The 23669-nt window shown below is 58.3% G+C and carries 25 protein-coding genes; 8 read left to right on the forward strand and 17 right to left on the reverse strand.

Annotated elements, in window-relative coordinates:
* Nucleotides 1-3 precede the first annotated feature (3 nt).
* The gene (locus AC2FLE_RS05355; protein WP_142633465.1) at nucleotides 4-309 is read left to right on the forward strand and encodes a hypothetical protein; all 306 of its coding nucleotides are present in this window, start codon (nucleotides 4-6) and stop codon (nucleotides 307-309) included.
* A gap of 21 nt (nucleotides 310-330) precedes the next feature.
* Nucleotides 331-1002 (forward strand): helix-turn-helix transcriptional regulator, encoded by a 672-nt coding sequence (locus tag AC2FLE_RS05360; RefSeq protein ID WP_496695652.1) that lies wholly within the window; start codon nucleotides 331-333, stop codon nucleotides 1000-1002.
* A gap of 63 nt (nucleotides 1003-1065) precedes the next feature.
* Here the strand turns inward: AC2FLE_RS05360 and AC2FLE_RS05365 are convergent, their stop codons facing one another.
* The 8 genes from AC2FLE_RS05365 to AC2FLE_RS05400 all read right to left on the reverse strand — a co-directional run bounded on the left by AC2FLE_RS05365 (nucleotide 1066) and on the right by AC2FLE_RS05400 (nucleotide 8466).
* Nucleotides 1066-2217 carry a peptidoglycan DD-metalloendopeptidase family protein gene (locus tag AC2FLE_RS05365; protein ID WP_496695653.1) on the reverse strand — a complete coding sequence of 384 codons (1152 nt, stop codon included), beginning with the start codon at nucleotides 2215-2217 and terminating at the stop codon, nucleotides 1066-1068.
* A gap of 63 nt (nucleotides 2218-2280) precedes the next feature.
* Nucleotides 2281-2931 (reverse strand): protein-L-isoaspartate(D-aspartate) O-methyltransferase, encoded by a 651-nt coding sequence (locus tag AC2FLE_RS05370; protein WP_142633458.1) that lies wholly within the window; start codon nucleotides 2929-2931, stop codon nucleotides 2281-2283.
* Nucleotides 2928-3710, reverse strand: coding sequence for a 5'/3'-nucleotidase SurE (surE, locus tag AC2FLE_RS05375; protein WP_271947395.1), 783 nt, complete (start codon nucleotides 3708-3710; stop codon nucleotides 2928-2930). Before surE ends, AC2FLE_RS05370 begins: the two co-directional genes overlap by 4 nt.
* Before the next feature lie 121 nt (nucleotides 3711-3831).
* The gene (locus AC2FLE_RS05380; RefSeq protein ID WP_185956606.1) at nucleotides 3832-4917 is read right to left on the reverse strand and encodes an ABC transporter ATP-binding protein; all 1086 of its coding nucleotides are present in this window, start codon (nucleotides 4915-4917) and stop codon (nucleotides 3832-3834) included.
* 80 nt (nucleotides 4918-4997) lie between these two features.
* Nucleotides 4998-6044 (reverse strand): methyltransferase domain-containing protein, encoded by a 1047-nt coding sequence (locus tag AC2FLE_RS05385; RefSeq protein ID WP_496695654.1) that lies wholly within the window; start codon nucleotides 6042-6044, stop codon nucleotides 4998-5000.
* Between the two features lie 90 nt (nucleotides 6045-6134).
* Nucleotides 6135-7247, reverse strand: coding sequence for a DNA alkylation repair protein (locus AC2FLE_RS05390; RefSeq protein WP_496695655.1), 1113 nt, complete (start codon nucleotides 7245-7247; stop codon nucleotides 6135-6137).
* 2 nt (nucleotides 7248-7249) lie between these two features.
* Nucleotides 7250-8029 (reverse strand): SDR family oxidoreductase, encoded by a 780-nt coding sequence (locus tag AC2FLE_RS05395; RefSeq protein ID WP_496688658.1) that lies wholly within the window; start codon nucleotides 8027-8029, stop codon nucleotides 7250-7252.
* 74 nt (nucleotides 8030-8103) lie between these two features.
* Nucleotides 8104-8466, reverse strand: coding sequence for a nuclear transport factor 2 family protein (locus tag AC2FLE_RS05400; RefSeq protein WP_142633450.1), 363 nt, complete (start codon nucleotides 8464-8466; stop codon nucleotides 8104-8106).
* A gap of 109 nt (nucleotides 8467-8575) precedes the next feature.
* On the opposite strand from AC2FLE_RS05400, the gene AC2FLE_RS05405 reads away from it, so the two are divergent.
* The 3 genes from AC2FLE_RS05405 to AC2FLE_RS05415 all read left to right on the forward strand — a co-directional run bounded on the left by AC2FLE_RS05405 (nucleotide 8576) and on the right by AC2FLE_RS05415 (nucleotide 12701).
* Nucleotides 8576-10183, forward strand: a complete 1608-nt coding sequence (locus AC2FLE_RS05405) for a peptide chain release factor 3 (protein ID WP_496695656.1) — start codon at nucleotides 8576-8578, stop codon at nucleotides 10181-10183.
* An 18-nt stretch (nucleotides 10184-10201) separates the two neighbouring features.
* On the forward strand, nucleotides 10202-11143 hold the full coding sequence (locus AC2FLE_RS05410; protein ID WP_496695657.1) for a glycosyltransferase family 2 protein: 942 nt from the start codon (nucleotides 10202-10204) through the stop codon (nucleotides 11141-11143).
* A 184-nt stretch (nucleotides 11144-11327) separates the two neighbouring features.
* Nucleotides 11328-12701 (forward strand): DEAD/DEAH box helicase, encoded by a 1374-nt coding sequence (locus tag AC2FLE_RS05415; RefSeq protein WP_496695658.1) that lies wholly within the window; start codon nucleotides 11328-11330, stop codon nucleotides 12699-12701.
* Here the strand turns inward: AC2FLE_RS05415 and AC2FLE_RS05420 are convergent.
* Genes AC2FLE_RS05420 through AC2FLE_RS05430 form a run of 3 tightly spaced genes read right to left on the reverse strand, consistent with a single transcriptional unit; the run spans nucleotide 12698 to nucleotide 14702 of the window.
* Nucleotides 12698-13600 (reverse strand): EamA family transporter, encoded by a 903-nt coding sequence (locus AC2FLE_RS05420; RefSeq protein WP_281971990.1) that lies wholly within the window; start codon nucleotides 13598-13600, stop codon nucleotides 12698-12700. The two genes, AC2FLE_RS05415 and AC2FLE_RS05420, sit on opposite strands and share 4 nt — an antisense overlap.
* 21 nt (nucleotides 13601-13621) lie before the next feature.
* Nucleotides 13622-14506 (reverse strand): fatty acid desaturase, encoded by an 885-nt coding sequence (locus AC2FLE_RS05425; protein WP_281971989.1) that lies wholly within the window; start codon nucleotides 14504-14506, stop codon nucleotides 13622-13624.
* Nucleotides 14499-14702, reverse strand: coding sequence for a DUF2061 domain-containing protein (locus AC2FLE_RS05430; protein WP_496695659.1), 204 nt, complete (start codon nucleotides 14700-14702; stop codon nucleotides 14499-14501). Before AC2FLE_RS05430 ends, AC2FLE_RS05425 begins: the two co-directional genes overlap by 8 nt.
* Nucleotides 14703-14809: 107 nt before the next feature.
* Between AC2FLE_RS05430 and AC2FLE_RS05435 the strand changes: the two genes are divergently transcribed.
* Together AC2FLE_RS05435 and AC2FLE_RS05440 are read left to right on the forward strand one after the other, a co-directional pair.
* A complete protein-coding gene (locus AC2FLE_RS05435) occupies nucleotides 14810-15679 on the forward strand; it encodes a helix-turn-helix domain-containing protein (RefSeq protein WP_496675919.1) in 870 nt (289 codons plus the stop codon).
* 79 nt (nucleotides 15680-15758) lie between these two features.
* Nucleotides 15759-15941: a hypothetical protein gene (locus AC2FLE_RS05440; RefSeq protein ID WP_142633436.1), complete on the forward strand. Its 183-nt coding sequence runs from the start codon at nucleotides 15759-15761 to the stop codon at nucleotides 15939-15941.
* A 1-nt stretch (nucleotide 15942) separates the two neighbouring features.
* Here the strand turns inward: AC2FLE_RS05440 and AC2FLE_RS05445 are convergent, their stop codons facing one another.
* The 3 genes from AC2FLE_RS05445 to bcoG form a co-directional block, all read right to left on the reverse strand.
* Nucleotides 15943-16701, reverse strand: a complete 759-nt coding sequence (locus AC2FLE_RS05445) for an SDR family oxidoreductase (RefSeq protein ID WP_496695660.1) — start codon at nucleotides 16699-16701, stop codon at nucleotides 15943-15945.
* On the reverse strand, nucleotides 16698-18164 hold the full coding sequence (locus AC2FLE_RS05450) for a carnitine 3-dehydrogenase (protein ID WP_496695662.1): 1467 nt from the start codon (nucleotides 18162-18164) through the stop codon (nucleotides 16698-16700). The genes AC2FLE_RS05445 and AC2FLE_RS05450 overlap by 4 nt, the downstream gene beginning before the upstream one ends.
* A 238-nt stretch (nucleotides 18165-18402) precedes the next feature.
* Entirely contained in the window at nucleotides 18403-19314 is a 912-nt protein-coding gene (bcoG, locus tag AC2FLE_RS05455; RefSeq protein WP_496695664.1) for a 3-dehydrocarnitine:acetyl-CoA trimethylamine transferase BcoG, read from the reverse strand.
* A gap of 131 nt (nucleotides 19315-19445) precedes the next feature.
* On the opposite strand from bcoG, the gene AC2FLE_RS05460 reads away from it, so the two are divergent.
* Nucleotides 19446-20432, forward strand: a complete 987-nt coding sequence (locus tag AC2FLE_RS05460; RefSeq protein ID WP_496695666.1) for a GlxA family transcriptional regulator — start codon at nucleotides 19446-19448, stop codon at nucleotides 20430-20432.
* 70 nt (nucleotides 20433-20502) lie between these two features.
* Here AC2FLE_RS05460 and AC2FLE_RS05465 read toward each other — a convergent pair whose 3' ends face one another.
* Genes AC2FLE_RS05465 through AC2FLE_RS05475 form a run of 3 tightly spaced genes read right to left on the reverse strand, consistent with a single transcriptional unit; the run spans nucleotide 20503 to nucleotide 23508 of the window.
* Complete coding sequence (locus AC2FLE_RS05465) at nucleotides 20503-21549, reverse strand: aldo/keto reductase (protein WP_496695668.1); 1047 nt, start codon at nucleotides 21547-21549, stop codon at nucleotides 20503-20505.
* Nucleotides 21550-21578: 29 nt separating this feature from the next.
* Nucleotides 21579-22037, reverse strand: coding sequence for a DNA polymerase III subunit chi (locus tag AC2FLE_RS05470; RefSeq protein ID WP_496695670.1), 459 nt, complete (start codon nucleotides 22035-22037; stop codon nucleotides 21579-21581).
* A 4-nt stretch (nucleotides 22038-22041) separates the two neighbouring features.
* Nucleotides 22042-23508, reverse strand: a complete 1467-nt coding sequence (locus AC2FLE_RS05475) for a leucyl aminopeptidase (protein WP_496695672.1) — start codon at nucleotides 23506-23508, stop codon at nucleotides 22042-22044.
* Nucleotides 23509-23669: the final 161 nt, after the last annotated feature.

Here is a 23669-nt window from a genome sequence, read left to right on the forward strand (position 1 = left end):
CACATGACCCATGTTGCAGAAATCGTCACCTTCACCCTCGCCAACGGGACAACCCCGGAAGAGTTTGTAAAACTCAGCCAAGCGTCCGAAGCCTTTGTACGCGCGGCTCCGGGGTTTGCCCATCGTCAACTCAGTCAAGGCGAAGACGGGCGCTGGACTGACTACGTGATCTGGACCGATATGAAGGCCGCACAGGACGCAGCTGCGCAGTTCCCGCAGCAGGGTTTTGCGCCCGCACTGATCGCCGCGATCAACCCCGAAGGCATGCAGATGCGCCACGAGAACGTGCTATGGAACATGACCGCCTGATCGCGGTCAGAGCGGCGTGTCATGCGCCGTACTGATCGTCTGTTCGACATTATTCAGATCCTGCGCGACGGTGGCTTGCACCGTGCGCAGGACATTGCGTATCGGCTCGAGGTGTCGGTCCGCACGATCTATCGCGACATGGATACGCTGGCCGCCTCGGGCGTTCCGGTCGAAGGTGAGCGCGGCGTGGGCTATATGGTGCGTGAGCAGATCACCCTGCCCCCGCTGAATCTGACCCCGGCCGAACTGGAAGCGCTGAACCTTGGCATGGCAATCGTGGCCGAGGCCGCCGACCCCGACTTGAAAACCGCCGCCGAGTCTTTGGCTGAAAAGATCGACGCCGTGCTGCCGACACAGGTGATTGCCGAGGCTGACAGCTGGAAATTTGCGGTATACCCCTTTGCCGATGCCGCACGCGGGCTGGCGCATATGGCCCCGATCCGCGCCGCCATCAAATCACGACAAAAATTACGTCTGAGTTACCGCAGGATCGACGGCGTGTTGACCGAGCGCACCATTCGGCCATTGCATATGGAGTATTGGGGACGAGTCTGGACGCTGACTTCCTGGTGTGAACTCCGCGATGGTTTCCGGGTCTTCCGAATTGACCTGATCGAAACCGTCCTTCCCCTGCCCGAGATTTTTGCAGACGAGCCGGGAAAGCGTCTGAGCGATTACGACCCATACGCTTAACCCTGCCGTCATCGGGTTGGGATTATCCCTGCCAGCGGCATGGCCCTGACGGGGCCATTCTTATCATTTCAGATAGGGCTCTGGATCTACAGATTCGAAGCCTTTGCGCACTTCGAAATGGACATAGGCGTTGTCCCCGCTCCGCAGCGAGGCAATCTTCTGCCCTCGTCGCACGCGCTCCCCTTTCTTGACCGTGATATCTGCCACATTGGCATAGACGGTCAGCAGATCACTGTTGTGTTTAACAACGATGATCGGAACCTGATCTGCATCAGCAGTGATCGCCGCAACAGTTCCCGCCTCTGCTGCCATTACAGGCGATCCTGCGGCCGCTGCGATGTCGATCCCCTCGTTCTTTCCCTTTTGATAGGTGCGGATAATCGTACCGTTCACAGGAAGCCCAAGCGCCGAATTGCTTTGGTTTGTTGGTGCCTCGGCGGTCACATCAGGCGCCGGAGTGGCCGGGGAAATGGTTTCGTCAGGCAAGGGCTGCGTAGCACTGGGCGGCGTCGGTGTCGGAGACCCCTGGCCGGGCTGTGTCACATTCGTTGCAGGCACAGCAGCTTTGCGCGGTGCGGATTGGCTTTTCACCGGGATCAGAAGGAACTGGCCTTCGCGGACGGTAAAATCGGAATCCAATCCATTCCAGTCTGACAGCGCCTCAACGGGAACGTCATAGAGGCGTGAAATTGTAAATGCCGTTTCACCACGTTTCACCTTGTGGCGGATCGGTTCGGGACCGGTTGGTGCCGGTGCCGCCGCAGGTTTTGCGGGTTCAAGCGTTGATGTACGGACCGAGCCATTTGCGGGGACTTCGTCGATTGCCGTACCAGCTATCGTCGCAATATCGACAGAGCTTGCGGAACCGACCGTCTGGGGCAGTGCCACAACTTCGCCCTCGCGCAAGGAATCGGTAGGCATTAGACCATTGAAACGCGCCAGCTCTCCTTCAGGCAAACCAACCCTTGCGGCCAAGTCTCTGACAGTGTCACCGCGGCGAGCAATCGCCACTTGATAGGTCGGATATGTGATGACACCCCTGGCATCCGGTGCGGGCCGGTTGGTCGTTGCCGACTGTGCTGCTTCGGCGGTGGAAAAACCGCCTACCTGTCCGCGAAGATCATAGTCCAGCGGCCCTTCGCACCCAGCCAGGATTGCAAGACTAGCCACTCCTAACGCACAGCGGCGCATTGCTGAATTGGAAACTGCTCTCATTTTATTGTCCTCGACACCTGCCCCTGTTCATCGGGGTTCCGGCGCATTTTGCAGAATATTCCTTTAAGCTCCATCCTTCCCAAGCCCTTCTAACAAGGGCACAAAACGGACAGGCAACAATTCGTCATAGTCCAAACCGGATTCGGTGCGTCGGACCCTGATCAACGTCTGGACCGTATCCGACTGCCCCACCGGCAAAACCATGATACCGCCGATTTTGAGCTGCGCCAAGAGCGGCCCGGGAGGGTCCTCGGCAGCTGCAGTCACGATGATACGATCAAACGGGGCTTGCTCGGGCAAACCAAACGAACCATCCGACAACATTGCCGTCACATTCGTCAGCCCCAAATCACGGAACAACTGGCCGGTTTCGCGCACAAGTCGCTTATGACGCTCGACCGTGTATACCCGGCGTGCCAGTTTCGACAGGATTGCGGCCTGATAGCCCGATCCGGTCCCGATCTCGAGCACGGTATCACGCGGACGTACTTCCAGCGCCTGCGTCATCAGCCCAACGACAGACGGTTGGCTGATCGTCTGGCCGCACGCAATCGGCAGCGGCGTATCCTCATAGGCGCGTTCTGCAAACAGGCCTTTGACAAATCTGCCGCGATCTATCTGCTCCATTGCTGCCAGCACACGTGCATCCGTCACCCCGCGCGAACGCAGGGCAAACAGGAACTGCATGGTTGTTTCAGGGTCCAGTCCGCTCATTCGATCGACTTTAACGCTTCCAACGCGTCATGTGCCGTCAGATCCGCACGCATTGGTGTGACCGAGATATAGCCTGCCAGATTGACGGCAGCATCCGTCCCAGGTGCAGTCGGGTTGTGTTGATACCCGCCCTTGATCCACAGAAACCGCCGCCCCGAAGGTGAGCTGTGCGGCTCGACCGAGAAATGTGTGTCACGCCGATAACCCTGAGGGGCGATCCGGGTGCCCAGTACTTCATCCGCAGGCACTGGGGGGAAATTGACGTTGTAAAACAAACGGTAATCGCCTTGTTCTGCCGGCGTCGCCCCCAGTATCTTACGAACCAGCTCGGCACCAAATCGGGTCGCGGATTCGAACGGGTCATCCAGCCCCAAATTGCGCGGACCGAAATATTGAGACAGGGCAATAGCCGGAACCCCCTGCAGGGCCGCCTCCATCGCGCCCCCGACTGTGCCAGAATACAGCGTATTCTCGGCCGAGTTGTTCCCACGATTCACACCAGATAATACCAGGTCGGGTGGTGCGTCCTTCATCACATCGTGCAAACCGGCCAAGACACAATCAGCTGGTGATCCTTCCGCAGCAAAACGGCGTTCTCCCAGCTTGGCAACCATCATCGGGTGCGTGTAGCTGATGCAATGCCCCACGCCGGATTGCTCGAAAGCGGGCGCAACGACCCAGACTTCACCATCCGGTCCGGCCAGATCGGCAGCAATCGCCTCGAGTGCGATAAGTCCCGGCGCATTGATACCGTCATCATTCGTTAGAAGAATACGCATATGCCCCATCCACCGCAGCGTTTTTTCCTTGATAGACCCAGCCCCGCACTGCGGCAAGCAACCCGCAGGCGCAATCTGAGGCTTTCACGCACCACTTGCGCCTAAACTGCAGTTTTAGACCCTATTTGGGGAATACAAAGCACCGATCGCGGCGAATGGTCAGCCACATGACCCGCCCCGCTTGCGGGACAAACACGTTGGGAACGGTCGCTTTCAAGATTGAATCATCATAGTCCATACGGAATTCAATTAAGCTTTCGTTGCCCAGAAAACGCGCCCGTTCGACCACACCACGCGCGGCTACCCCGTCCGTCGGTGTCGGCAGTGGACCTTTGCCATTGCGATCAAAATCCAAACGGACGTGCTGAGGCCGAAATACAATCTCAACATTCGTTCCATCCGGCACACCCGGAGCAAGAAACTGACCAAATGGCGTATCGGCCAAAGCTCCGTTAACTTGCGCGCCTAACACATTTATATCGCTAAAGAATGCAACTGCAGCTTTGTCCGCAGGACGGGTGTAGACGTTGTAAGGCGCACCCTGTTGAACGATTCTGCCACGGCGCATCAGGGCGATCTCATCGGCCATACGCATTGCTTCTTCGGGTTCATGGGTAACCAACAGCACAGCGGCGTCCTCTTCCTTGAGGATCGCCAGAGTTTCGTCCCGAATTCCATCGCGTAACCGGTTATCGAGCCCCGAAAACGGCTCGTCCATCAACATGATCCGGGGGCGTGGGGCCAATGCGCGCGCCAAGGCCACCCGCTGTTGCTCACCGCCCGACAAGTGATGTGGAAAGCTGTCTGCGAACCGCATCAGGTCGACTTTGGCCAGCAACTCATCCACGCGTGCGCGTTTTTCATCTTTGCTACCCTTCAGGCCAAAGGCAACATTGTCAGCTACGCTAAGATGCGGGAACAGGGCAAAGTCCTGAAACATCAGGCCAATCTCGCGCCGCTCAGGCGGGACACGGAACACCGTATCGCAGATCAGCTTGCCATCGACATAGATCTGGCCTGTCTCTTGCATCTCGACACCGGCAATCATCCGCAGCGTCGTTGACTTGCCGCACCCTGACGGCCCCAACAGGCATGTCACCTGCCCCGCTTGCACGGTCAGCGAGACGTCATCAACCACCACCCGACCTTCGTACCGGGCGACCAGATTGCGAATTTCCAGACGCGGAGGAGTTGCGTTTACTGTCACCGATGGACCCCGTAGCCTTACCCGATCAAATCAATCGGGCTTGGGCGGGGATAGCAACACCTCCCTTTGGGTGCAAGGGATCAGCAGCAGCCGCCCGTTTCGGCCTGCCCGGTCGCCTCAAATGGGCTTTCACCACCGCAGCCTTCGAAGATGCCGTAATGGGTTGAGAAATCACCGATGAACTCGAAATGCCGCGCAAACCGCGTGTCTTTGAGCATCATCCATGTGTTGCCGCACACCGGAAACACCTTACCCGTCGCGATTGCGTGGTGGTCATCCAGCTCAAACATGTGCGCCGCATTGGGGACAGTGCCCTTATAGATCACGGCCTGACCATAATCTTCACAGGCGGGTTCCAACGCAGGTAACTTGAACAGACGATAGGTGGCTGACAGAAATTTGAGCGGTGCCACGCGGTCCTCAAGAACCGGATTTTCGATGGTCAAGGAGCGGTGCGTGACTCGACGCGGGTCGCCGAAACCGGCTTTGCGAGACATCGACAGAAAGTCATTCCAGTACAGCGCACCGGACAGACACTCGCCATACAGAACCTCATCCTCGGCCATTGCCTGCGGTACGCGACGATCCGCATAAACGTCCGAGAAATACATCTCTCCGCCGTCCTTAAGCAGGCGATGCGCACCGCGCAGAACGGCCTCCTTATCAGTGGCCAGGTTGATCACACAGTTCGAAACGATGATATCGAAAGACCCCGCCTTTAAGTCCAGTTCATCCAGCTTTTCGATGTAGCCGTGATGGAATTCCACGTTGCTTTGGGCATACCCAAAGGTTTCGGCGTGATATTCCTGATGCGCGCGGGCTATATCCAACTGCTCGGGCGTCATATCCACGCCGACCACTCGCCCTCTCTCGCCCACCATGGCAGACAGGGCGTATACATCCCGACCGGCACCACAGCCCAGATCAAGGATCCTCATCCCTTCCAGATCCAGCGGCGCGATCAGCCCGCAGCCGTAATAGCGGGTCAGCACGTCATCATGGACCTTGGCGAGGATCTTTTTCAGATGATCCGGCATATCGTCGGGCGTACAACACGCGTTGGTCTGCAGGTCCGCGCTGCTTTGCAGGACCTCGCCATAATAGTTCTGCACCGATTCATGCTTCATCGCTGTCATCCCCTGATCTGACTGATGTTGAGCTAACCCAGCACCGCGCACCGTGCAATCAAAAGCCGAGCAATCTGACGAAAGGTTGAGCTAGCCCAGCAGCTCAAAATCCAGATCCGCGCGCACCCGGCCATTCACCTGAATCTCCAGAAGATGTGCGCCGGGAACAAGCCTGAACGTGGTCGCATCGCCTTTGAGCTTGTGCTTTTTGCTCAAGGTCAGGTTTCCATTCTTTAGCGCGGCCTGTTTCAGCTTGTGTACTTTGGCCGATTTTTTGCCGCCAGGTCTTTGGAAATGGATGATATAATCAATCAAAACGGGTTGGTTCGCCTCACCAGCCAATGAAACATCAAACTCAAGCGCGCCGCCAATCTTTGCCTGCCCATTTACCGTGACCGAGACCTGTATATCGGCATCAGGGTCATATCCCAGCAACTTCATCGCGCGTGGGTGCCCGGCCTTAACCAGTCCGCGCAGGGTATGAGAGGTCATCCACCGCAGCTCGTCCGCGTCTTGACGCTGTGAACGAGACCAGCCCTGCAGGCGGTCCAGTACCAGATCCGGGTCTTTTTTGGAGATGTCGTTCAGATGGTTGGCCACCGACCGCGTCACATAGCGCGTTTGGTCCCGATGCAGCCGATCCAGCAGAGGCAGCGGATCGGTCAATTCCAGCCCCACCGCCTGCCCCCATGGCAAACGCGGGCGGGTTCCTTCGGACACCAGACGCCGCACGTGATAGCTGTCATGTCCGCACCAATCCTCCAGCCGCTCCATGACATGTTCGGGGTGGCGATTGAGAAAGGGGCGAATGGCCCATTCCATCGAAAACCTCTGCGTCAGTTCAGCCAGCACGTCCAGCGCGAGGTCAGGGTGATCAAGGCCGACATTCACGACCCAATCCCCCAGCGGCGCAAAGATGAAATCGCCAAAATCGTCGTCGGTCTTGTTCGGATCCAGCGGCGGCGGCAAGGCCCGTAAAAGGGTCGGAGCGACAGTTGGCAGCTCACCCGGAACCTGTTGCTGCAGGCAATCGGCGATCCACGCCATCCGCTCTTTCAACTCAAGCTCGAGAAGGCGTGACATCACCTGCGTTTGAAACGCCTGTGCATCGAACCCTGGATCAGCATCGGCAAAAAGCCCCGCCAGATAACGGGTTTTTTCCGCATTAAACAGCTGATCCTTCAGTGAAAATCCTTGCGCCATGGTCACATCGTCAGATTGGTCGCGCCACCATCCAACAGGATGTTCTGCCCGACGATAAAGCCCGCATGCTGCGAACACAGAAACGCGCAGGTTGCCCCGAACTCCTGCCGCGAGCCATAGCGGCGCGTGGGGATGGTTGCCTCACGCTGCGCGCGTGCCTCGTCAACGGAAATGCCTTGCTGCGCAGCCACACCACCGTCCAGAGAATCCGCTCGATCCGTCGCATGTATCCCCGGCAACAGGTTATTGATTGTCACACCATGCGGCGCGACCTGCCTGGACGTTCCGGCCACATAACCGGTTAGCCCGGTCCGTGCCGCATTAGACAGGCCAAGAACGGCAATCGGCGCCCGTACGGATTGCGAGGTGATGTTCACCACCCGGCCCCAGCCCTTATCCATCATGCCGGGCAACAGGGCCTTCATGAAGGCAATCGGGGTCAGCATGTTGGCATCCAACGCCTTGATGAAGTCCTCGCGCTGCCAATCCGACCACAGGCCCGGAGGCGGACCGCCAGCATTTGTCACAAGAATATCAACGCCCTGCGCGGCAGCAATCACTTGCGCCTGCCCCTCCTCCGAGGTCACATCACACGCAACACTCTGCACATCGACACCAAATTCCGAGCGCAAACGCGCGGCTTCAGCCTCTAACGCGTCGGCCCCTCGCGCGTTCATCACCAAATTCACACCAGCCGCCGCCAGAGCCTCGGCGCAGCCCAGACCCAAACCTTTACTGCTGGCACAGACCAGCGCGCGCTTTCCACCTATTCCCAGATCCATCTGTTCCTCCCCATCTGTGATTATCCGCATGTCTTGCACCCAGCAGATAGGGAAGACAGATTGATGACAAGGGGTTAGTAGAAGAACTCTTCCCGGACGATCTTGCCATCCGCGACGTGATACAGCGCAACTTCGCGCATATCGAAGCTCTCACCGCTTTCCTTGAACTTGCCCTGCACCTCAAAGATCACGGCAAAACGGTCTTCGCCATGCACCATCGGGTCACTGACGTTTCCGCCCGTCACTTCGGTCGAACTCTCCCACCAATCGTGCTTGCCACGGATCGCGTCGCGCCCATGCGCCTCGCGTCCCATACCGGATGCATCGACGGCCTCAACCGAAACGGCATCTGCCGCATACAGCTTATCCAGATTGGCCTTGGCCCTGTTTTCCCGGCATCCCGCCACCAGCTCATCGGCGATTTCTTTCAAATTCATTGATCCTCTCCATTATTTGTTCACTATATGTTCTTATTGCCACAGGCAGACGATTCGAACCAGCCTCTTTGTCTTGCTTCGGCAGAATTCCCCGCCTATACGCGCGACTATGCTTGATACCGCCACGAACCAACCCACCTTGCCGCCCGAGATCGCCCGGCGCCGGACATTTGCCATCATCTCGCACCCGGATGCGGGCAAGACGACCCTGACGGAAAAGTTCCTGCTGTATGGCGGCGCCATCCAGATGGCCGGTCAGGTACGCGCCAAGGGTGAGGCACGGCGGACACGTTCGGATTTCATGCAGATGGAGAAGGATCGCGGGATCTCGGTCTCGGCCTCGGCCATGTCATTCGACTATGGAAACTTCCGGTTCAATCTGGTGGACACGCCCGGCCACAGCGATTTCTCGGAAGATACCTATCGCACTCTGACCGCCGTAGACGCCGCCGTGATGGTGATCGACGGCGCAAAAGGTGTGGAAAGCCAGACGCAGAAACTGTTCGAGGTCTGCCGCCTGCGCGACCTGCCGATCCTGACCTTCTGTAACAAGATGGACCGCGAAAGCCGCGATACGTTCGAGATCATCGACGAAATTCAGGAAATGCTGGCCATCGACGTCACGCCCGCGGCCTGGCCGATTGGAGTCGGCCGCGACTTTATCGGCTGTTACGACATGCTGCGCGACCGGCTGGAGCTGATGGACCGCGCTGACCGTAACAAAGTGGCCGAAAGCATCCAGATCAACGGGTTGGACGACCCCAAGCTGGCTGAATATGTGCCCGAGCACCTGCTTGAGAAGCTGCTGGAAGAGGTTGAGATGGCACGCGAATTGCTGCCCGCGCTTGACCCCCAAGCGGTATTGGAAGGTCACATGACCCCGATCTGGTTCGGCTCGGCGATCAACTCGTTCGGCGTCAAGGAACTGATGGAAGGCATCGGCGCCTATGGTCCACAGCCGCAGGTACAGTCCGCGGAACCCCGCCAGATCGCACCGGAAGAAAAGAAAGTGTCCGGATTTGTCTTCAAGGTTCAGGCAAACATGGACCCCAAGCACCGCGACCGGGTGGCATTTGTGCGCATGGCCTCGGGCCATTTCAAACGCGGCATGAAGCTGACCCATGTTCGATCGAAAAAGCCGATGGCAATCTCGAACCCTGTGCTATTTCTGGCATCCGACCGGGAACTGGCCGAAGAGGCCTGGGCCGGAGACATCATCGGCATCCCAAACCACGGCCAGCTGCGCATCGGCGACACGCTGACCGAGGGCGAAGCGATCCGGGTAACTGGCATCCCCTCCTTTGCGCCGGAACTGCTGCAGACCGTGCGCCCGGGCGATCCGATGAAAGCCAAGCATCTGGAAAAAGCCCTGATGCAATTCGCCGAGGAAGGCGCGGCCAAGGTGTTCAAACCGTCGATCGGATCGGGCTTTATCGTCGGCGTCGTTGGCGCGCTGCAATTCGAGGTTCTGGCCAGCCGGATTGAGATGGAATACGGCCTGCCGGTACGGTTCGAGGCGTCTCAGTTCACCTCCGCCCGCTGGGTCAGTGGTGAAAAGGTTGAGGTCGAGAAATTCGTCAATGCCAACAAGCAGCACATCGCTCATGATCATGACGGCGACATCGTCTATTTGACTCGCCTGCAGTGGGACATCGACCGGGTCGTGCGGGACTATCCCGACCTGAACCTGACCGCCACCAAAGAGATGATGGCGTGACAGGGTCACGAGCTTCATATGCCGGATAATGTCCCAAGCTGGGGCATTGTATCAACGATCCGGGGCTCGGCCCCGGACATACTTCGGTTTGCGGCCTATCACCTCGATCTCGGGGCCGACCGGATGTATCTGTATCTGGACGAGCCTTGCCCGGCTGCGTTCAACGCCCTGAACCGCCACCCACGGATCGAAATACGCAACTGCGACGAAGGGTACTGGGCGAACCGAAAGCGCGAGAGGCCCGACAAACATCAGGTCCGGCAAACCGCAAATGCCAGCTTTACTTACAGAAAGGCTGAGGTCGACTGGCTTGCCCATATTGATCTGGACGAGTTCCTCTGGCCGCAATCCGACCTTGGCGTGATATTAGCGGAGATTCCGCAACATATCCCAGCGGTGCGCGTTCGTCCGATCGAGCCCGTAGGCGGAACCGAAGACCTGTACAAAGCCAATATCCCCGCTGGTCAGGGCCGTGATGGGATCGTTCAGGCACTATATCCGAATTTTGGCGGATTTGTTCTTGCTGGATTCCTCAGCCATGTTCAGGGTAAACTGTTTGTTCGCAAAGGCTTACCTAAGATCAATTTCCGGATTCACAATCTGTTTCAGGATGGCGAAATCCTCCCGACCAAGGTCGAGCTGCCCCACGTTGATCTATGCCACCGTCATGCACCTGACTGGGATCATTGGCTAGCCCATTATCGGTTCCGGTTCGAAAAGGGCTCGTATCAGCCAGGCATGTCACCCAATGTTCCGCGCGAACAAGGCGGGATGAACATGAATGAATTGCTGAGCTGGATCGAAGAAGAAGATGGGGCTCACGGCCTGCGGGCTTTCTATGATGAAATCAGTGGCGCCGACCAAGAAGTTCGCACCCGCCTCGAAAAGTTTGGGCTGATTAGGCACCGTCCGTTGGATTTGGATGGAAAAGTCGCGAAACATTTCCCGGGAAGTACCTGAATTGTTGCGATAAATCCGCATGGTCAGCCGGTGTTGCAGCGTAAAAGTGACTTCATTTGACCCTGCCCCGTGATTTTGTTATGTCCCGCCAAGCCGAAATGCACAAAACATCGCATGGCCATCCGGGCCCGGCACATTCTTTACGCGCGGGCCAGGTTTTAGTGTCCGCAACAACCGGACATACATGACAAAGTTTAACGAACTGAACCTGAACCCGAAGGTCCTCAAAGCCATTGAGGAAGCCGGATACGAAACGCCAACACCGATCCAGGAAGGCGCAATCCCACCCGCGCTTGAGGGCAAGGACGTTCTGGGTATCGCCCAGACCGGTACAGGCAAAACCGCCAGCTTCACGCTACCGATGATCACGTTGCTGGCCCGTGGCCGCGCACGTGCGCGCATGCCGCGGTCGCTGGTGCTGTGCCCGACGCGGGAACTGGCCGCGCAGGTGGCCGAGAATTTCGATACCTATGCCAAAAATGTAAAGCTGACCAAAGCGCTGTTGATCGGCGGCGTCAGCTTTAAGGAACAAGATGCGCTGATCGACCGTGGCGTCGACGTTCTGATCGCCACACCAGGTCGCCTGCTGGATCATTTCGAACGCGGCAAACTGCTGTTGACCGGCGTCCAGATCATGGTGGTGGATGAGGCCGACCGAATGCTGGATATGGGCTTTATCCCCGATATCGAACGCATTTTTTCGCTGACGCCGTTCACACGCCAAACGCTGTTCTTCTCAGCCACCATGGCGCCCGAGATTGAGCGGATCACCGATACATTCCTGTCGGCCCCAACCCGGATCGAAGTTGCCCGTCAGGCGACGGCCTCGGAAACCATCGAGCAAAGTGTGGTCATGTTCAAAGGTGGTCGCCGTGACCGCGAGGCCAGCGCCAAGCGCCAGGTCCTGCGTTCGCTGATCGACTCCGAGGGCGAAAAATGCACCAACGCGATCATCTTCTGCAATCGTAAGACCGATGTGGACATCTGTGCGAAATCGCTGAAGAAATACGGCTATGATGCTGCCGCGATCCATGGCGATCTCGATCAGTCACAACGGACGAAAACACTGGACGGTTTCCGTGACGGAACACTACGTCTGCTTGTCGCCTCGGACGTTGCCGCGCGCGGATTGGATGTGCCCTCGGTCAGTCATGTGATCAATTTCGACGTCCCCGGCCACCCCGAGGATTATGTGCACCGGATCGGTCGTACAGGTCGCGCCGGACGCGAAGGCAAAGCGATCACTATCTGTTCGGGTCGCGATGAAAAAGCACTGGCCGCGATCGAGAAGCTGATTCAAAAAGAAATTCCTCGCTTGGACAATCCGGTAAAGGAAGAGCCGAAACCCGAGAGGCCAAAGCCCGAGAAAAAGGCCCGGCCAACTGAGGTCCGACCAACAGAGGCCCCCAAAAGCGACGATAAAAGAGAAGATCGCAAGAAGGATAAAGAAGTCAGAGGCCGTGGGCGGCGCGCTGACAACGGTCCTTCGGTCGTGGGAATGGGCGATCACCTGCCCAGCTTTATCGCGCTCAGCTTCGACGAACGCCGCACGGGTTAAATAGACAAAACCAACGCCAGAATTGATGCGCCCAATAACGTCATCCCGGCGATCTCGCGCCGGGTGATGGTTTCGCGGAAAAACAAGATCGACGCGAACAGGCTGAGGATTAGCTCGACCTGCCCCAGAGCCTTGACGTAGGCGGCGTTTTGCAAGGTGAATGCCAAGAACCAGCAGAACGATCCGCACAGGCTGGTCAGTCCGACAAATACGCCCGTTCGGCGTGTCTGCCACACGGCGCGCAGCTCGGCCCTGTCTCGCCACAACAGCCACAGGCCCATGCTGACGAACTGGAGCGAGACAACGACTGCCAGCGTCACAAGTGCCCGAAACCACGCATCAATCTCGCCCAATTCAAGCGAGGCACCCCGATAACTGACCGAGGAAAACGCAAACAGCACACCTGATCCCAGGCCAAGCCGCGAGGCCCGGTTCGTCAGGTGTCGCCACCACGCCCCGTCTCCTCCGGGACTTTTCGACAGCAGCAACACAGCCGTCAGCCCCAGAAAGATCGCACCAAGCGCCCAGGACGAGACCTGATCGCCCAGGACCAGAAATCCAACGATGGCGGTCTGGATTACTTCGGTTTTCTTAAAAGTTATGCCGACAGCAAAATTGCGCTGTTTGAACAAGGCGACGACACAGATCGTGGCAAGGATCTGAGCCGTTCCTCCAATGGTGGCAAACACCCAGAACCGGGCGGTCAGCGGCGGCAAGGAATACCCCGTCAACTGCTGCGCCACGATCAGAGCGATTAGAACCAGCGGGATTGAATAGGCAAACCGGGCAAATGTCGCCCCGGCGGCCGTCAGCTTTACACTGCTCAGCGATTTTTGCAGCATGAACCGCACCGTCTGAAACGTTGCGGCGGCGATAGTGACAGGTATCCAGAGGCTCATGCCGCCTTTTGTGGCCGCAAATCAACCCTTTGGCCAGAGCGGATGCGCCACCGGGTCTTTTACCTTCCAGAAATACGCCCGGAAAACATCGGCATATGAAGGGTATACATAGGCCTTGTTCGTGGCCAGATAGCTCTCTTTATCCTGCTGGTAGATCTTCGGAAGTTGATACCAGGGGGTACGCGGGTTCAGATGATGAACTACATGTAAATTGTTGTTCAAAAACAGAAAAGACAGTATCCCGCGATCTTCGATGATAACGGTTCTTGCCCCCACATCTTCATGCGCACGGTGTTCCAGAAAAGTGCGTATTTTGACAAGGCCAAGCCCCAAATACGCGGACAGGACATAGGCCCAGACCGGCATGGGCGACAAGGTCACGATCCAGATAACCGCAACCACGCCTGCCATATGCAAAGCCCATGCGCGCAATATGTCCCATTCGCCACGCGCGGCCCCTCGCAACTCGTCCCTGACAAAGGCAACCTGCCCGATTGCAGGGCCCAAAACGATCCGCCCCAACAGAGTATTGTTCACCGATAACAATCGCCTGTGCCAATGACCTAGCCCCGACCAAACTTTTGGGTCCAGATAGTTTGATTCAGGATCATCATAGGGATCGGTCAGCGTTGCATCCCGATGATGCGCCAAATGCAGGTCCCTAAACCGCTGATATGGGATGAACAAGGTCAAGGGCAGCGCCATCAGCGCCTCGTTTAGCCATCTGGCGCGAAAAGGATGCCCGTGCAGTGCTTCATGCGTCAATGATGAATGTAACGCGGCCACCGCGCCCATCACTGGAACCGCTAACCAGATGGGCAGGAAGAAGATCACGGCCAACCAGGCAGCATAACAGGCCAGCATCAGCGTAAAAGTGCCCCATTCCGGACCCGGGCGCTCAGACATTGCGCCCCCACGAAATGCCCGCCCAGACCCTCTCATAAACCACATAGAGTGTCAGCCCGATCACCGTGTTTACTACGGCCAGAGTTCCGCCAATCGCGGCGGACCCCGTCGCAACCAGCCCAACCACCGACATGATGATCAGGCCCATCACGTTCCACAAAACCGCCTTCACGACCGATCTGCGTCGTGTTTCCATTCCGTCACCCATAATATTGTTATGGCTTTAGAATTAGGGCTTGCCGCTTAGGTTGAAAATTCCGAATATGATTAACAAAACTCATCAAACGTGATATTTATCACCACATGCAGGATAAAATCGACAAACGCGACCGTGCGGCTCAATTCCGTTTGCGCCTTGCCCGCGCAATGGAAGAACGCCAAATCAGCCGAAGCGCCCTCGCGCGCCAGATCGGTGTTGACCGCTCAACCGTATCGCAACTGTTGACTGATCACGGGGCACGGTTGCCGAATGCCCATGTTGTCGGAAGCTGCGCGACGGCATTGGGTGTTTCGGCGGACTGGTTGCTGAGCCTGTCTGACCGGCCGGAAAGCGCGGCCGAGTTGCTGGCTTTGTCGCTGAGCATGACTGAGGCCCCCCGCGCCTTGGTAGATGAGCGCATATTCGAGTGGCACCAAGAGGCAGCGGGTTACAAAATCAGATATGTTCCTGCGACCTTGCCCGACATGCTCAAGACCCGCACCGTTCTGGAATGGGAATACGCACCGCATCTGGGGCGCACGGCAGATCAGGCCATAGGTGCGTCCGAAGATCGACTGACCTGGATGCGCAGCGCCCAGTCCGATTATGAGATCGCAATGCCGATGTACGAAATCGACAGCTTTGCGCATGCAACCGGCTATTATCAAGGCCTTAGCCTTCGCAAGCGGCTGGATCAGATTGACCACCTTTTGGAGTTGTGTGAACAGCTCTACCCACGGCTGCGTATCTATCTGTTCGATGCCAAACGGCTGTATTCGGCTCCCGTAACGATTTTCGGTCCCCTTCTTTGCGTGTTTTACGCAGGAAGCCATTACATGGCCTTTCGCGATCGCGACCGGATTGAAATTTTCAGCCGCCATTTCGACACTCTGGTTCGCGAGGCGGTCGTGACCGCGCGGGACTTTCCAGAGCACCTGCAACAGCTCAGAGCAGCGATTTCCCGCGACATATGATGCATCCCCGTACAACCTGTGGTATCGTCGCCGGGCGCGAACTTTCGGGCATTCCGACCACAGACGGAGGACCACAGGAATGGACGCACTGAAAACAGCCCAATATGCACGGGCTTTATACACGGCGCACGGTGACCAGGCCGAGGCAGAAGCCGCAATGAAAATGCGCGAATGCGAGGCTGCCGGAAACGCTCAGCAAGCCCGCGATTGGCAAGCCGTTCGTCAGACCATCCGCCAGATCCGAGGCCCCAACCAGGGCTAGGTTACAGTTTCGGGTCGGGATTGACCGTGTGACCATCCACCGCGATCACCTGACCCGACACCAACCGCGCCGCGCCAGAGGCCAGAAAAACAGCCATATTGGCGATGTCCTGCGCTTCGACGAAACGACCCATGGACGTGCCCGAGGCATAGCCCTGATAGACCTCGTCCCGGCTCATGCCCTTGGTCGCCGCCTCGCGTGCCAGAACGCCTTCCATCCTTGGGCCCTCCACCGCGCCGGGACAAATCGCATTGGCGCGGACGCCGTGAGGGCCAAGCTCCATCGCCAGTGTTTTCATCAATCCGATCACCGCCCATTTGGCCGCGGCATAGGGTGCACGAAAGGGATAGCCATATTGCCCCGCAGTGGATGAGGTCAGGATGATGCTGCCCGCCCGGGCGGATTTCATCAGCGGCGCGGCGTATTTGGCCGCCAGAAACGCCCCCTCCAGATTGACCGCAACGCACCCCCGCCAGTCCTTGAGGTCAATATCCTCGATTGCGTTGGTCGGCCCGGCAATCCCCGCATTGGCGCAGAGCGAATCCAGACCGCCCGCATCTGAAATCGCGGCGAACACGGCATGCATATCACCCTCATCCGACACGTCAGCATGGTGGGCTGTCCAATGATCCGGCACGCCATCTAGCGCCGCCCGATCAATATCTGTGATCCAGACATCATACCCGGCCGCATCAAACGCCTCTGCCATAGCCCGACCAACACCCGAAGCGCCAGCCGTCACCAACACCCGGCAGGTCATGAGGGTTTCCTGATCGCAACCCCGGCCCCTTCGGGATAAGGCAATCCGGCCTGCGCTTCGGCGATGCGGGCCATAGCGGCCTCAATGCTGGGCGATGGCGGGCTGGGGCGGCGTGTTTCCAGGCTGACATGCAGCAAAAAGCTCTCCCCGGTCGCCAGCAGCGTCTCACCGCTATACATGCTGTGGAACACGTGCAGTTTCTTGCCCTGCCCCAACAGCATCTGGGTGCGCACCTCAATCTTTGCGCCGGCATGGACCTCATTCATGTAACGAATGTGGTTTTCCGCGGTGAAATAGCTGCCCCCGGACGAGATATATTCCATATCGCAACCGATGATCTCCATGAACCGGTCGGTGGCGTCGGCAAAAGCCTCAAGATACTTTGCTTCGTTCATATGGCCGTTGTAATCGGTCCAATCCAAAGGCACGGCACGGGACAGAGTCAGGATCGGTTGGCTCAGATCCGCTTGTTCCAGCGATGGCAGCGCACCCGGTTTCAGCAGCGCGTCATGCTGGTTCAGCACCGCCCCCGCGCCCCAGTTCTGCGCCTTGAGTGCGCGCATCATCCCCACGAGGTTGTTGTCGCGGATACGCTCCAGCTCGCGGATCGAATGCATGCCGGATTGCGCATCTGACTGATCCGCAATCAGATCGACAAGCTCGTCAGTGAATTCGGGCACATCCATCAGCTTGGTCCAGGGCCATTTCAGTGCCGGGCCGAACTGCGCCATGAAGTGCCGCATCCCGGCCTCGCCGCCGGCGACACGATAGGTTTCGAACAGACCCATCTGCCCCCAGCGGATGCCAAACCCCATACGGATCGCCTCGTCGATTTCCTCGGTCGTGGCGACGCCGTCCTTGACCAGCCACAGCGCCTCGCGCCAGACGGCCTCAAGGAACCGATCGGCGATATGCGCGTCGATCTCTTTCTTCACGTGCAGCGGGAAGAATCCGACCGATTTCAGGAGGTCTTGCGCCCGTTCGATCATCTCGGGCGGATTCGCGCCAGTTGGCACCAATTCGATCAGCGGCAGAAGGTATACCGGGTTGAACGGATGCGTCACCACGATCTGTTCGGGGCGCAGCGCGCCGTCCTGCAATTCAGACGGCTTGAACCCACTAGTCGAGGAGCCGATGATCGCACCCGGATCACAAGCCTCTTGCAAGCCCTTGTAAACTTTCAGCTTCAGGTCCAGCCGTTCCGGCACACTTTCCTGAATCCACTCGGCACCCTGTACCACATCGACTATATCATCATGGAATGACAACGCACCTTCAGGCGGCAACGGGACGTCGCTCAGCCCCGGCAGCGAGCGGCGCGCATTGTCCAGAACTTCTCCGATTTTACGCTCGGCTTCCGGGTCCGGGTCGAACACCCGAACGTTCCAGCCGTTCAACAAGAACCGCGCGGCCCATCCACCGCCGATTACCCCACCGCCAATGATTGCTGCTGTGTTTGTCATCGCTTTTTCCAACTGTTTGGCAATTCGATTTCCGCACCATTTATCGGCCAACCATTCTCGTCATAGCCAACACAAAGGTCGGGATTTGCAATTCTATCTTCGCGATAGTCGCGAGCGATATTCTCGCAGATCACATTCAGAGCATGATCCCCATCAAATGCGACGTCGGATTGCTCATTAGACTCGGGTGCCGAGCAAGCCGCTACAGCCAATGCTACGCAAATAAATGATCCTCTTTTCACTTCGGCGACCGTTTCACCAGCCCCAGTTTCTCTCGCACTTCCTGTGGCCCGATCACCCGTGCGCCCATATTCTCGATGATGCTACCCGCGCGTTCTACCAGTTGCCAATTCTCGGCCAGCACGCCTTTGTCCAGCCACAGGTTGTCCTCCAGCCCGACGCGCACGTTGCCGCCCGCCAGAACCGCAGCGGCCACATAGGCCATCTCATTCCGGCCCAATGAGAACGCGCTGAAGGTCCAGTCATCCGGCACGTTGTTCACCATCGCCATGAAGGTGTTCAGATCATCCGGCGCACCCCATGGAACGCCCATGCACAGCTGAACCAGAGCGTTCGGTTCCAGAACGCCCTCTTTCACCAACTGCTTGGCGAACCACAGATGACCGGTATCAAAGGCCTCAATCTCGGGCTTTACCCCCAGATCGGTCATCATCTGGCCCATCGCGCGCAACGCACCCGGCGTGTTGGTCATCACATAATCGGCCTCGGCAAAATTCATGGTGCCGCAGTCGAGGGTGCAGATTTCCGGCAGGCATTCGGCCACATGGGCCACACGCTCGGTCGCGCCAACCAAATCAGTTCCCGCCTCGGCCAGCGGCAGCGGGTTTTCGATACCGCCAAACACAATGTCGCCACCCATGCCAGCAGTCAGGTTCAGCACGGCGTCGACCTCAGCATCGCGAATGCGATCTGTGACCTCACGATACAGTGCCAGATCACGCGAAGGCGCTCCGGTCTCAGGGTCGCGCACATGGCAATGCACTACCGCCGCCCCTGCCTTGGCTGCAGCTATCGCGCTGTCGGCGATCTGCTTTGGCGAACGCGGCACATGCGGGCTGCGATCCTGCGTCCCACCCGATCCTGTGACGGCGCACGTAATGAAGACTTCGCGGTTCATTTCCAAAGGCATGGCGTTCTCCCCAGCTTATACCCGGTTAACCCTGAGTTTTCCCCAGGCTTCTCCACGGATTCCGATTTGCTTTCGCCCCCGAGTTTGGCGCAGCTTTGGTCAAACACTTGTCAGAATGCGAATCGAACTTGATGAAATCCGCAAAAAACATATTGCAGCCCGAACATCGTGCCCTGAAAACGGCTGTGCTAGTGCTGGACGAATGCAACACGCTCAGCTTTGCGTCGGCCGTTGATCCAATGCGCGCCGCCAACCGGTTGGCGGATCGTCCGGCCTTTGACTGGGATTATGTGACAGCCACCGCTGAACCGGCCATGCTGACCAGTGCGCTTTCGGTTCCGGGTGTACCTTTGGCCCGGCTGCAATCCTGCGATCTGATGATTGTCGTTGCCGGGTTCCAACTGGCCCGCCATGCCACACCCAGCCTGCTGGCCGGCCTACGCCGCATCGCCAAGACCGGCGCCACAATGGCAGGAATTGATGGCGGTCCCTGGCTGCTGGCCGAGGCAGGCCTGCTGAACGGCCACGCCGCCACCACCCATTGGGAAGATTTGGAGAACTTCTCTGCCCGCTTCCCCGAAGTGGACGTGCGCCCTGACCGGTTTACCGTTTCTGAAGGCCGCCTGACCTCGGGCGGGGCAATCCCAGCGGTCGAGATGATGCTGCATATCATCGCCGCCCGCCATGGCGCCGGATTTGCCGCCCGCGTCTCGGGTCTGTTCCTCTATGACGGTGCGCCTAATCCCACAAAACCACAAAGCCGCACCGGGGCGCCGCATCGCCACACAGCTTTGACCGCCAAAGCCAATACGCTGATGCAATCCGCACTGGACGACCCTATGCCATTGGCAGATATCGCCGAAACCCTGGGCACCAGTTCACGCACCCTGCAACAGCAGTTCCGACTGCGCCTGAACACCACGCCACAGGACCATTACCTGCAGCTCCGACTGGCCGAGGCACGCAGATTGGTGACGGACACCGATATGTCACTGATGGATGTGGCCCTGGCGACGGGTTTCGCCTCGCAATCCAGCTTTGCCCGCGCCTTTCGCACAGCGCACGGCCTTTCGGCCCGGGACCTACGGCAAGACAGGACACAACCCACACATCACTAAGCGGATCCGCTTTATCTGATTGAAAATACCGCGGGGGAGGCTCCGCCTGCGGAGACGAGGGCAGCGCCCCCTAGAACGGCATCGGATGCGCGCGATGCGCGTCGGTGATTTCAGTCAGAATTTCCCCGGAAAGGCGAAGTTCCTTACCGTCGAGAATATGCCCAAGCTGCGCCACCGTTGTTGCGCCGAAAATGGCCGACATCATGAAGGGCCGCGTCCGGCACCAGGCCAGCGCCATATGGACCGGGTCCAGATCGTGGCGGTCCGCGATCTCTAGATAGGCCGCAACCGCCTCAAATGCCCGTCTGCGATGGCGTCCTCCCACCTCAGGCACCAATGACATCCGCGAACCCTCGGGCACCATGCCGTTTTGGTATTTCCCGGTCAAAAAACCGGCGGCAAGCGGTGAAAAGGCCATCAGCCCAACATCCTCATGTGCGCTCAGCTCGGCCATGTCTGTATCGAAATGCCGGCACATCAAAGAATACTCGTTCTGAACAGATGCCACGCGGGGCGTGCCGTTGGCTTCGGCGATCCGCAACCACTGAGCGGTGCCCCAGGCGCTTTCGTTCGAAAGGCCAAACGCTCGGATATTTCCTTTGTTGACCTGTTCCTTCAGGGCAACAAGGCACTCGTGCATATTGTCCAGAACCTCATCGGTATTGTGCCCCGAAGGCGCATAGGTCCAGTTTTGCCGGAACATATAGCTTCCGCGGTTCGGCCAGTGAAACTGATAAAGGTCGATGCAATCCGTTTGCAGGCGGCGCAAGGAACCTTCGACCGCCTCGGGGATTGTCTGCGGTGAAATCGGTGCGCCATCGCGCGCATGTGCGAACCCTGCCCCAGAGTGCTTGGTTGCCAGAACATAGTCACCACGCCGTGACGGGTTGGCGGCGTTCCAGTTGCCCAGAATTTCTTCGGTCCGGCCCACCGTCTCTTTCGAGATGGGATTCACCGGATACATCTCGGCGGCATCGACGAAATTAAGTCCCCCATCAAGTGCCATGTCCATCTGAGTATGCGCGTCGGCCTCGGATGTCTGCGTACCAAATGTCATCGTACCCAGACACAGGTCTGTCACCATGATTCCAGTACGGCCCAGGGGCTTCATTTCCATCGCTCATTCTCCTGAAATCTGCGGAGGCCCTATGCCTCGGCCTTTTTTTCCCACCGGCCCGATTCCTCGGACCAATATTGCGCCGAACAGCCCGCCCCGGTCAGTGTTTTCCATTGCCCGCGGGCATGTTGGAGAGCCTGATCATCATTCCCATCGAACAGGATGCACACGCGTTCCAGCGCGTTCACTTCCTCGGGTTCAACCGTCGCGCCATCGACGGCCATCACGCAAGCCGGATCATTTGCGGCCTCGGCCCCTGTCGTCAGCAATATGGGCTGGTCCCTGTCATGCGGCCCCCCGGTGCGGCCATGTGGCAGGAACCCTTCCTCGGGACCCAGCCACAGCTTTTCGTCCAACCAATCCATCCGTGCGGGATCAGTTCCCCGCACGGCTATCTTCCACCCGGCCTGCCGCGCCTTGTCCAGCAACACGGGCAAGGTGTTTTCCAGCGGTTGGCGGGTCAGGTGATAGAAATAAACGGCGCCCATTGGATTATTCGAAATTGTCCTGCACGAACCGGCTCAGGGCGCGGACACCCCAACCGGTGGCCCCTTTGGGCGCATAGGATGTCTCGGCTGCAATCGAAGCCACCCCAGCAATGTCCAGATGGATCCAGGGGGTTTCGTCCTTCACGAACCGCTGTAGGAACTGCGCGGCAGTGATGGACCCGGCAGGTCGTCCACCGACATTCTTCATATCGGCGATGCGCGATTTCAACTGCTCGTCATAGGCTTTGCCCAGCGGCATCCGCCATGCGCCCTCATCCTCGGCCCCGGCAGCCTTTAGGAAGGCGTTGCAGAACGTGTCATTGTTCGAAAAGACACCGGCATTCTCATGCCCAAGCCCGATAATGATCGCGCCGGTCAGCGTTGCCAGGTCGATCATGCCCACGGGGGCAAACCGCTCTTGCGCGTACCACATCACATCGCACAGGACCAAACGGCCCTCGGCGTCGGTATTGATGACCTCGACCGTGTCGCCCTTCATCGACTTGACGACATCGCCGGGACGCGTGGCATTGCCCGAAGGCATATTCTCTACCAGCCCGACAAGGCCCACGACATTGGCTTTGGCCTTGCGCTTGGCCAGCGCCCGCATGGTGCCGGCGACCACACCTGCCCCGCCCATGTCCATGGTCATGTCTTCCATGCCTGCAGCGGGTTTCAAGGAAATGCCGCCGGTGTCGAACACGACGCCCTTACCCACCAGCGCCAGCGGCGCATCATCCTTGTCGCCTCCATTCCACTGCATTACCACAACCTTGGACGGGCTGACCGAGCCCTGCCCGACGCTTAACAAGGTGCGCATACCCAATTCGGCCAGTTTGTCTTCGTCGAGCACTTCGACGTCCAGGCCAAGCGCCTTCATTTCGGACAAACGGTCTGCGAATTCGGTCGTTGTCAGCACATTGGCGGGTTCATTGGTCAGGTCCCGTGTCATCCGAACGCCATCGGCAATCGCATACAGCGGTGCGAATGCGGCTTCGACCTCATCATGTTTCTGATGACTGATTGTTACTGATCCGGCTTCATCCGAATCTCGGGTTTTATGGGCATCGAAATCATAGCTGCGCAAAACGATTCCCAAAGCCAGTTCTTCGGTCCGGGCTTGATTTCCGGCCATGACCAACAAGGGCTGGTGATCAGACAATTTGGCCAGCTTCGCCCCGGCCTTGCGTGCCTCTGCAGCATCGGCACGGCGCGAAAGCACGAGAATATCAAGCGCTTCAGCGGCCATTCCGCCTGGCCAGGCAAGAGAGACTACATCGCCGGATTTCACCTTTTCGAACCGGTCGCTTTCGACAAGTCGCGCGACTGCGCCCCGGGTCAGACGGTTGGCGCGGCGTGCGGCTGGGTTCATCTTGCCTTCATCCGAGACAATAATCACGACGCGCCCTTTGGTCTGCGCCATCACGTCCACGTCAAAAGCCTTAAACTGAATTGGAACAAGACTGCTCATTGGGAACTCCTGAAATCTGTTTCCCAAGACCTAGCCCGCGGCGACCGCATTGACCAGATAGCAGTTTTCCCCGCCGGGCATTTGCATTACAGTCGCGGAAAAAGTTCCGGCAGGGTCGGAGAGCGGGAGGGCGAATTGGCAAATCGGGGCAGGCATAGGCC

This window comes from Ruegeria sp. CDSA077 (genome assembly GCF_059612265.1).

What these genes read in the sequence shown, in the direction of transcription:
- surE (WP_271947395.1), bottom strand. Translation starts at nt 3,710, where the DNA reads ATGCGTATTCTTCTAACGAATGATGACGGTATCAATGCGCCGGGACTT.
- AC2FLE_RS05440 (WP_142633436.1), top strand. Translation starts at nt 15,759, where the DNA reads ATGGACGCACTGAAAACAGCCCAATATGCACGGGCTTTATACACGGCG.
- AC2FLE_RS05390 (WP_496695655.1), bottom strand. Translation starts at nt 7,247, where the DNA reads ATGGCGCAAGGATTTTCACTGAAGGATCAGCTGTTTAATGCGGAAAAA.
- AC2FLE_RS05465 (WP_496695668.1), bottom strand. Translation starts at nt 21,549, where the DNA reads ATGGAAATGAAGCCCCTGGGCCGTACTGGAATCATGGTGACAGACCTG.
- AC2FLE_RS05450 (WP_496695662.1), bottom strand. Translation starts at nt 18,164, where the DNA reads ATGACAAACACAGCAGCAATCATTGGCGGTGGGGTAATCGGCGGTGGA.
- AC2FLE_RS05365 (WP_496695653.1), bottom strand. Translation starts at nt 2,217, where the DNA reads ATGAGAGCAGTTTCCAATTCAGCAATGCGCCGCTGTGCGTTAGGAGTG.
- AC2FLE_RS05395 (WP_496688658.1), bottom strand. Translation starts at nt 8,029, where the DNA reads ATGGATCTGGGAATAGGTGGAAAGCGCGCGCTGGTCTGTGCCAGCAGT.
- AC2FLE_RS05415 (WP_496695658.1), top strand. Translation starts at nt 11,328, where the DNA reads ATGACAAAGTTTAACGAACTGAACCTGAACCCGAAGGTCCTCAAAGCC.
- AC2FLE_RS05435 (WP_496675919.1), top strand. Translation starts at nt 14,810, where the DNA reads ATGCAGGATAAAATCGACAAACGCGACCGTGCGGCTCAATTCCGTTTG.
- AC2FLE_RS05410 (WP_496695657.1), top strand. Translation starts at nt 10,202, where the DNA reads ATGCCGGATAATGTCCCAAGCTGGGGCATTGTATCAACGATCCGGGGC.
- AC2FLE_RS05460 (WP_496695666.1), top strand. Translation starts at nt 19,446, where the DNA reads ATGAAATCCGCAAAAAACATATTGCAGCCCGAACATCGTGCCCTGAAA.
- AC2FLE_RS05475 (WP_496695672.1), bottom strand. Translation starts at nt 23,508, where the DNA reads ATGAGCAGTCTTGTTCCAATTCAGTTTAAGGCTTTTGACGTGGACGTG.
- AC2FLE_RS05425 (WP_281971989.1), bottom strand. Translation starts at nt 14,506, where the DNA reads ATGTCTGAGCGCCCGGGTCCGGAATGGGGCACTTTTACGCTGATGCTG.
- bcoG (WP_496695664.1), bottom strand. Translation starts at nt 19,314, where the DNA reads ATGCCTTTGGAAATGAACCGCGAAGTCTTCATTACGTGCGCCGTCACA.
- AC2FLE_RS05400 (WP_142633450.1), bottom strand. Translation starts at nt 8,466, where the DNA reads ATGAATTTGAAAGAAATCGCCGATGAGCTGGTGGCGGGATGCCGGGAA.
- AC2FLE_RS05430 (WP_496695659.1), bottom strand. Translation starts at nt 14,702, where the DNA reads ATGGAAACACGACGCAGATCGGTCGTGAAGGCGGTTTTGTGGAACGTG.
- AC2FLE_RS05405 (WP_496695656.1), top strand. Translation starts at nt 8,576, where the DNA reads ATGCTTGATACCGCCACGAACCAACCCACCTTGCCGCCCGAGATCGCC.
- AC2FLE_RS05470 (WP_496695670.1), bottom strand. Translation starts at nt 22,037, where the DNA reads ATGGGCGCCGTTTATTTCTATCACCTGACCCGCCAACCGCTGGAAAAC.
- AC2FLE_RS05360 (WP_496695652.1), top strand. Translation starts at nt 331, where the DNA reads ATGCGCCGTACTGATCGTCTGTTCGACATTATTCAGATCCTGCGCGAC.
- AC2FLE_RS05385 (WP_496695654.1), bottom strand. Translation starts at nt 6,044, where the DNA reads ATGAAGCATGAATCGGTGCAGAACTATTATGGCGAGGTCCTGCAAAGC.
- AC2FLE_RS05355 (WP_142633465.1), top strand. Translation starts at nt 4, where the DNA reads ATGACCCATGTTGCAGAAATCGTCACCTTCACCCTCGCCAACGGGACA.
- AC2FLE_RS05445 (WP_496695660.1), bottom strand. Translation starts at nt 16,701, where the DNA reads ATGACCTGCCGGGTGTTGGTGACGGCTGGCGCTTCGGGTGTTGGTCGG.
- AC2FLE_RS05370 (WP_142633458.1), bottom strand. Translation starts at nt 2,931, where the DNA reads ATGAGCGGACTGGACCCTGAAACAACCATGCAGTTCCTGTTTGCCCTG.
- AC2FLE_RS05420 (WP_281971990.1), bottom strand. Translation starts at nt 13,600, where the DNA reads ATGAGCCTCTGGATACCTGTCACTATCGCCGCCGCAACGTTTCAGACG.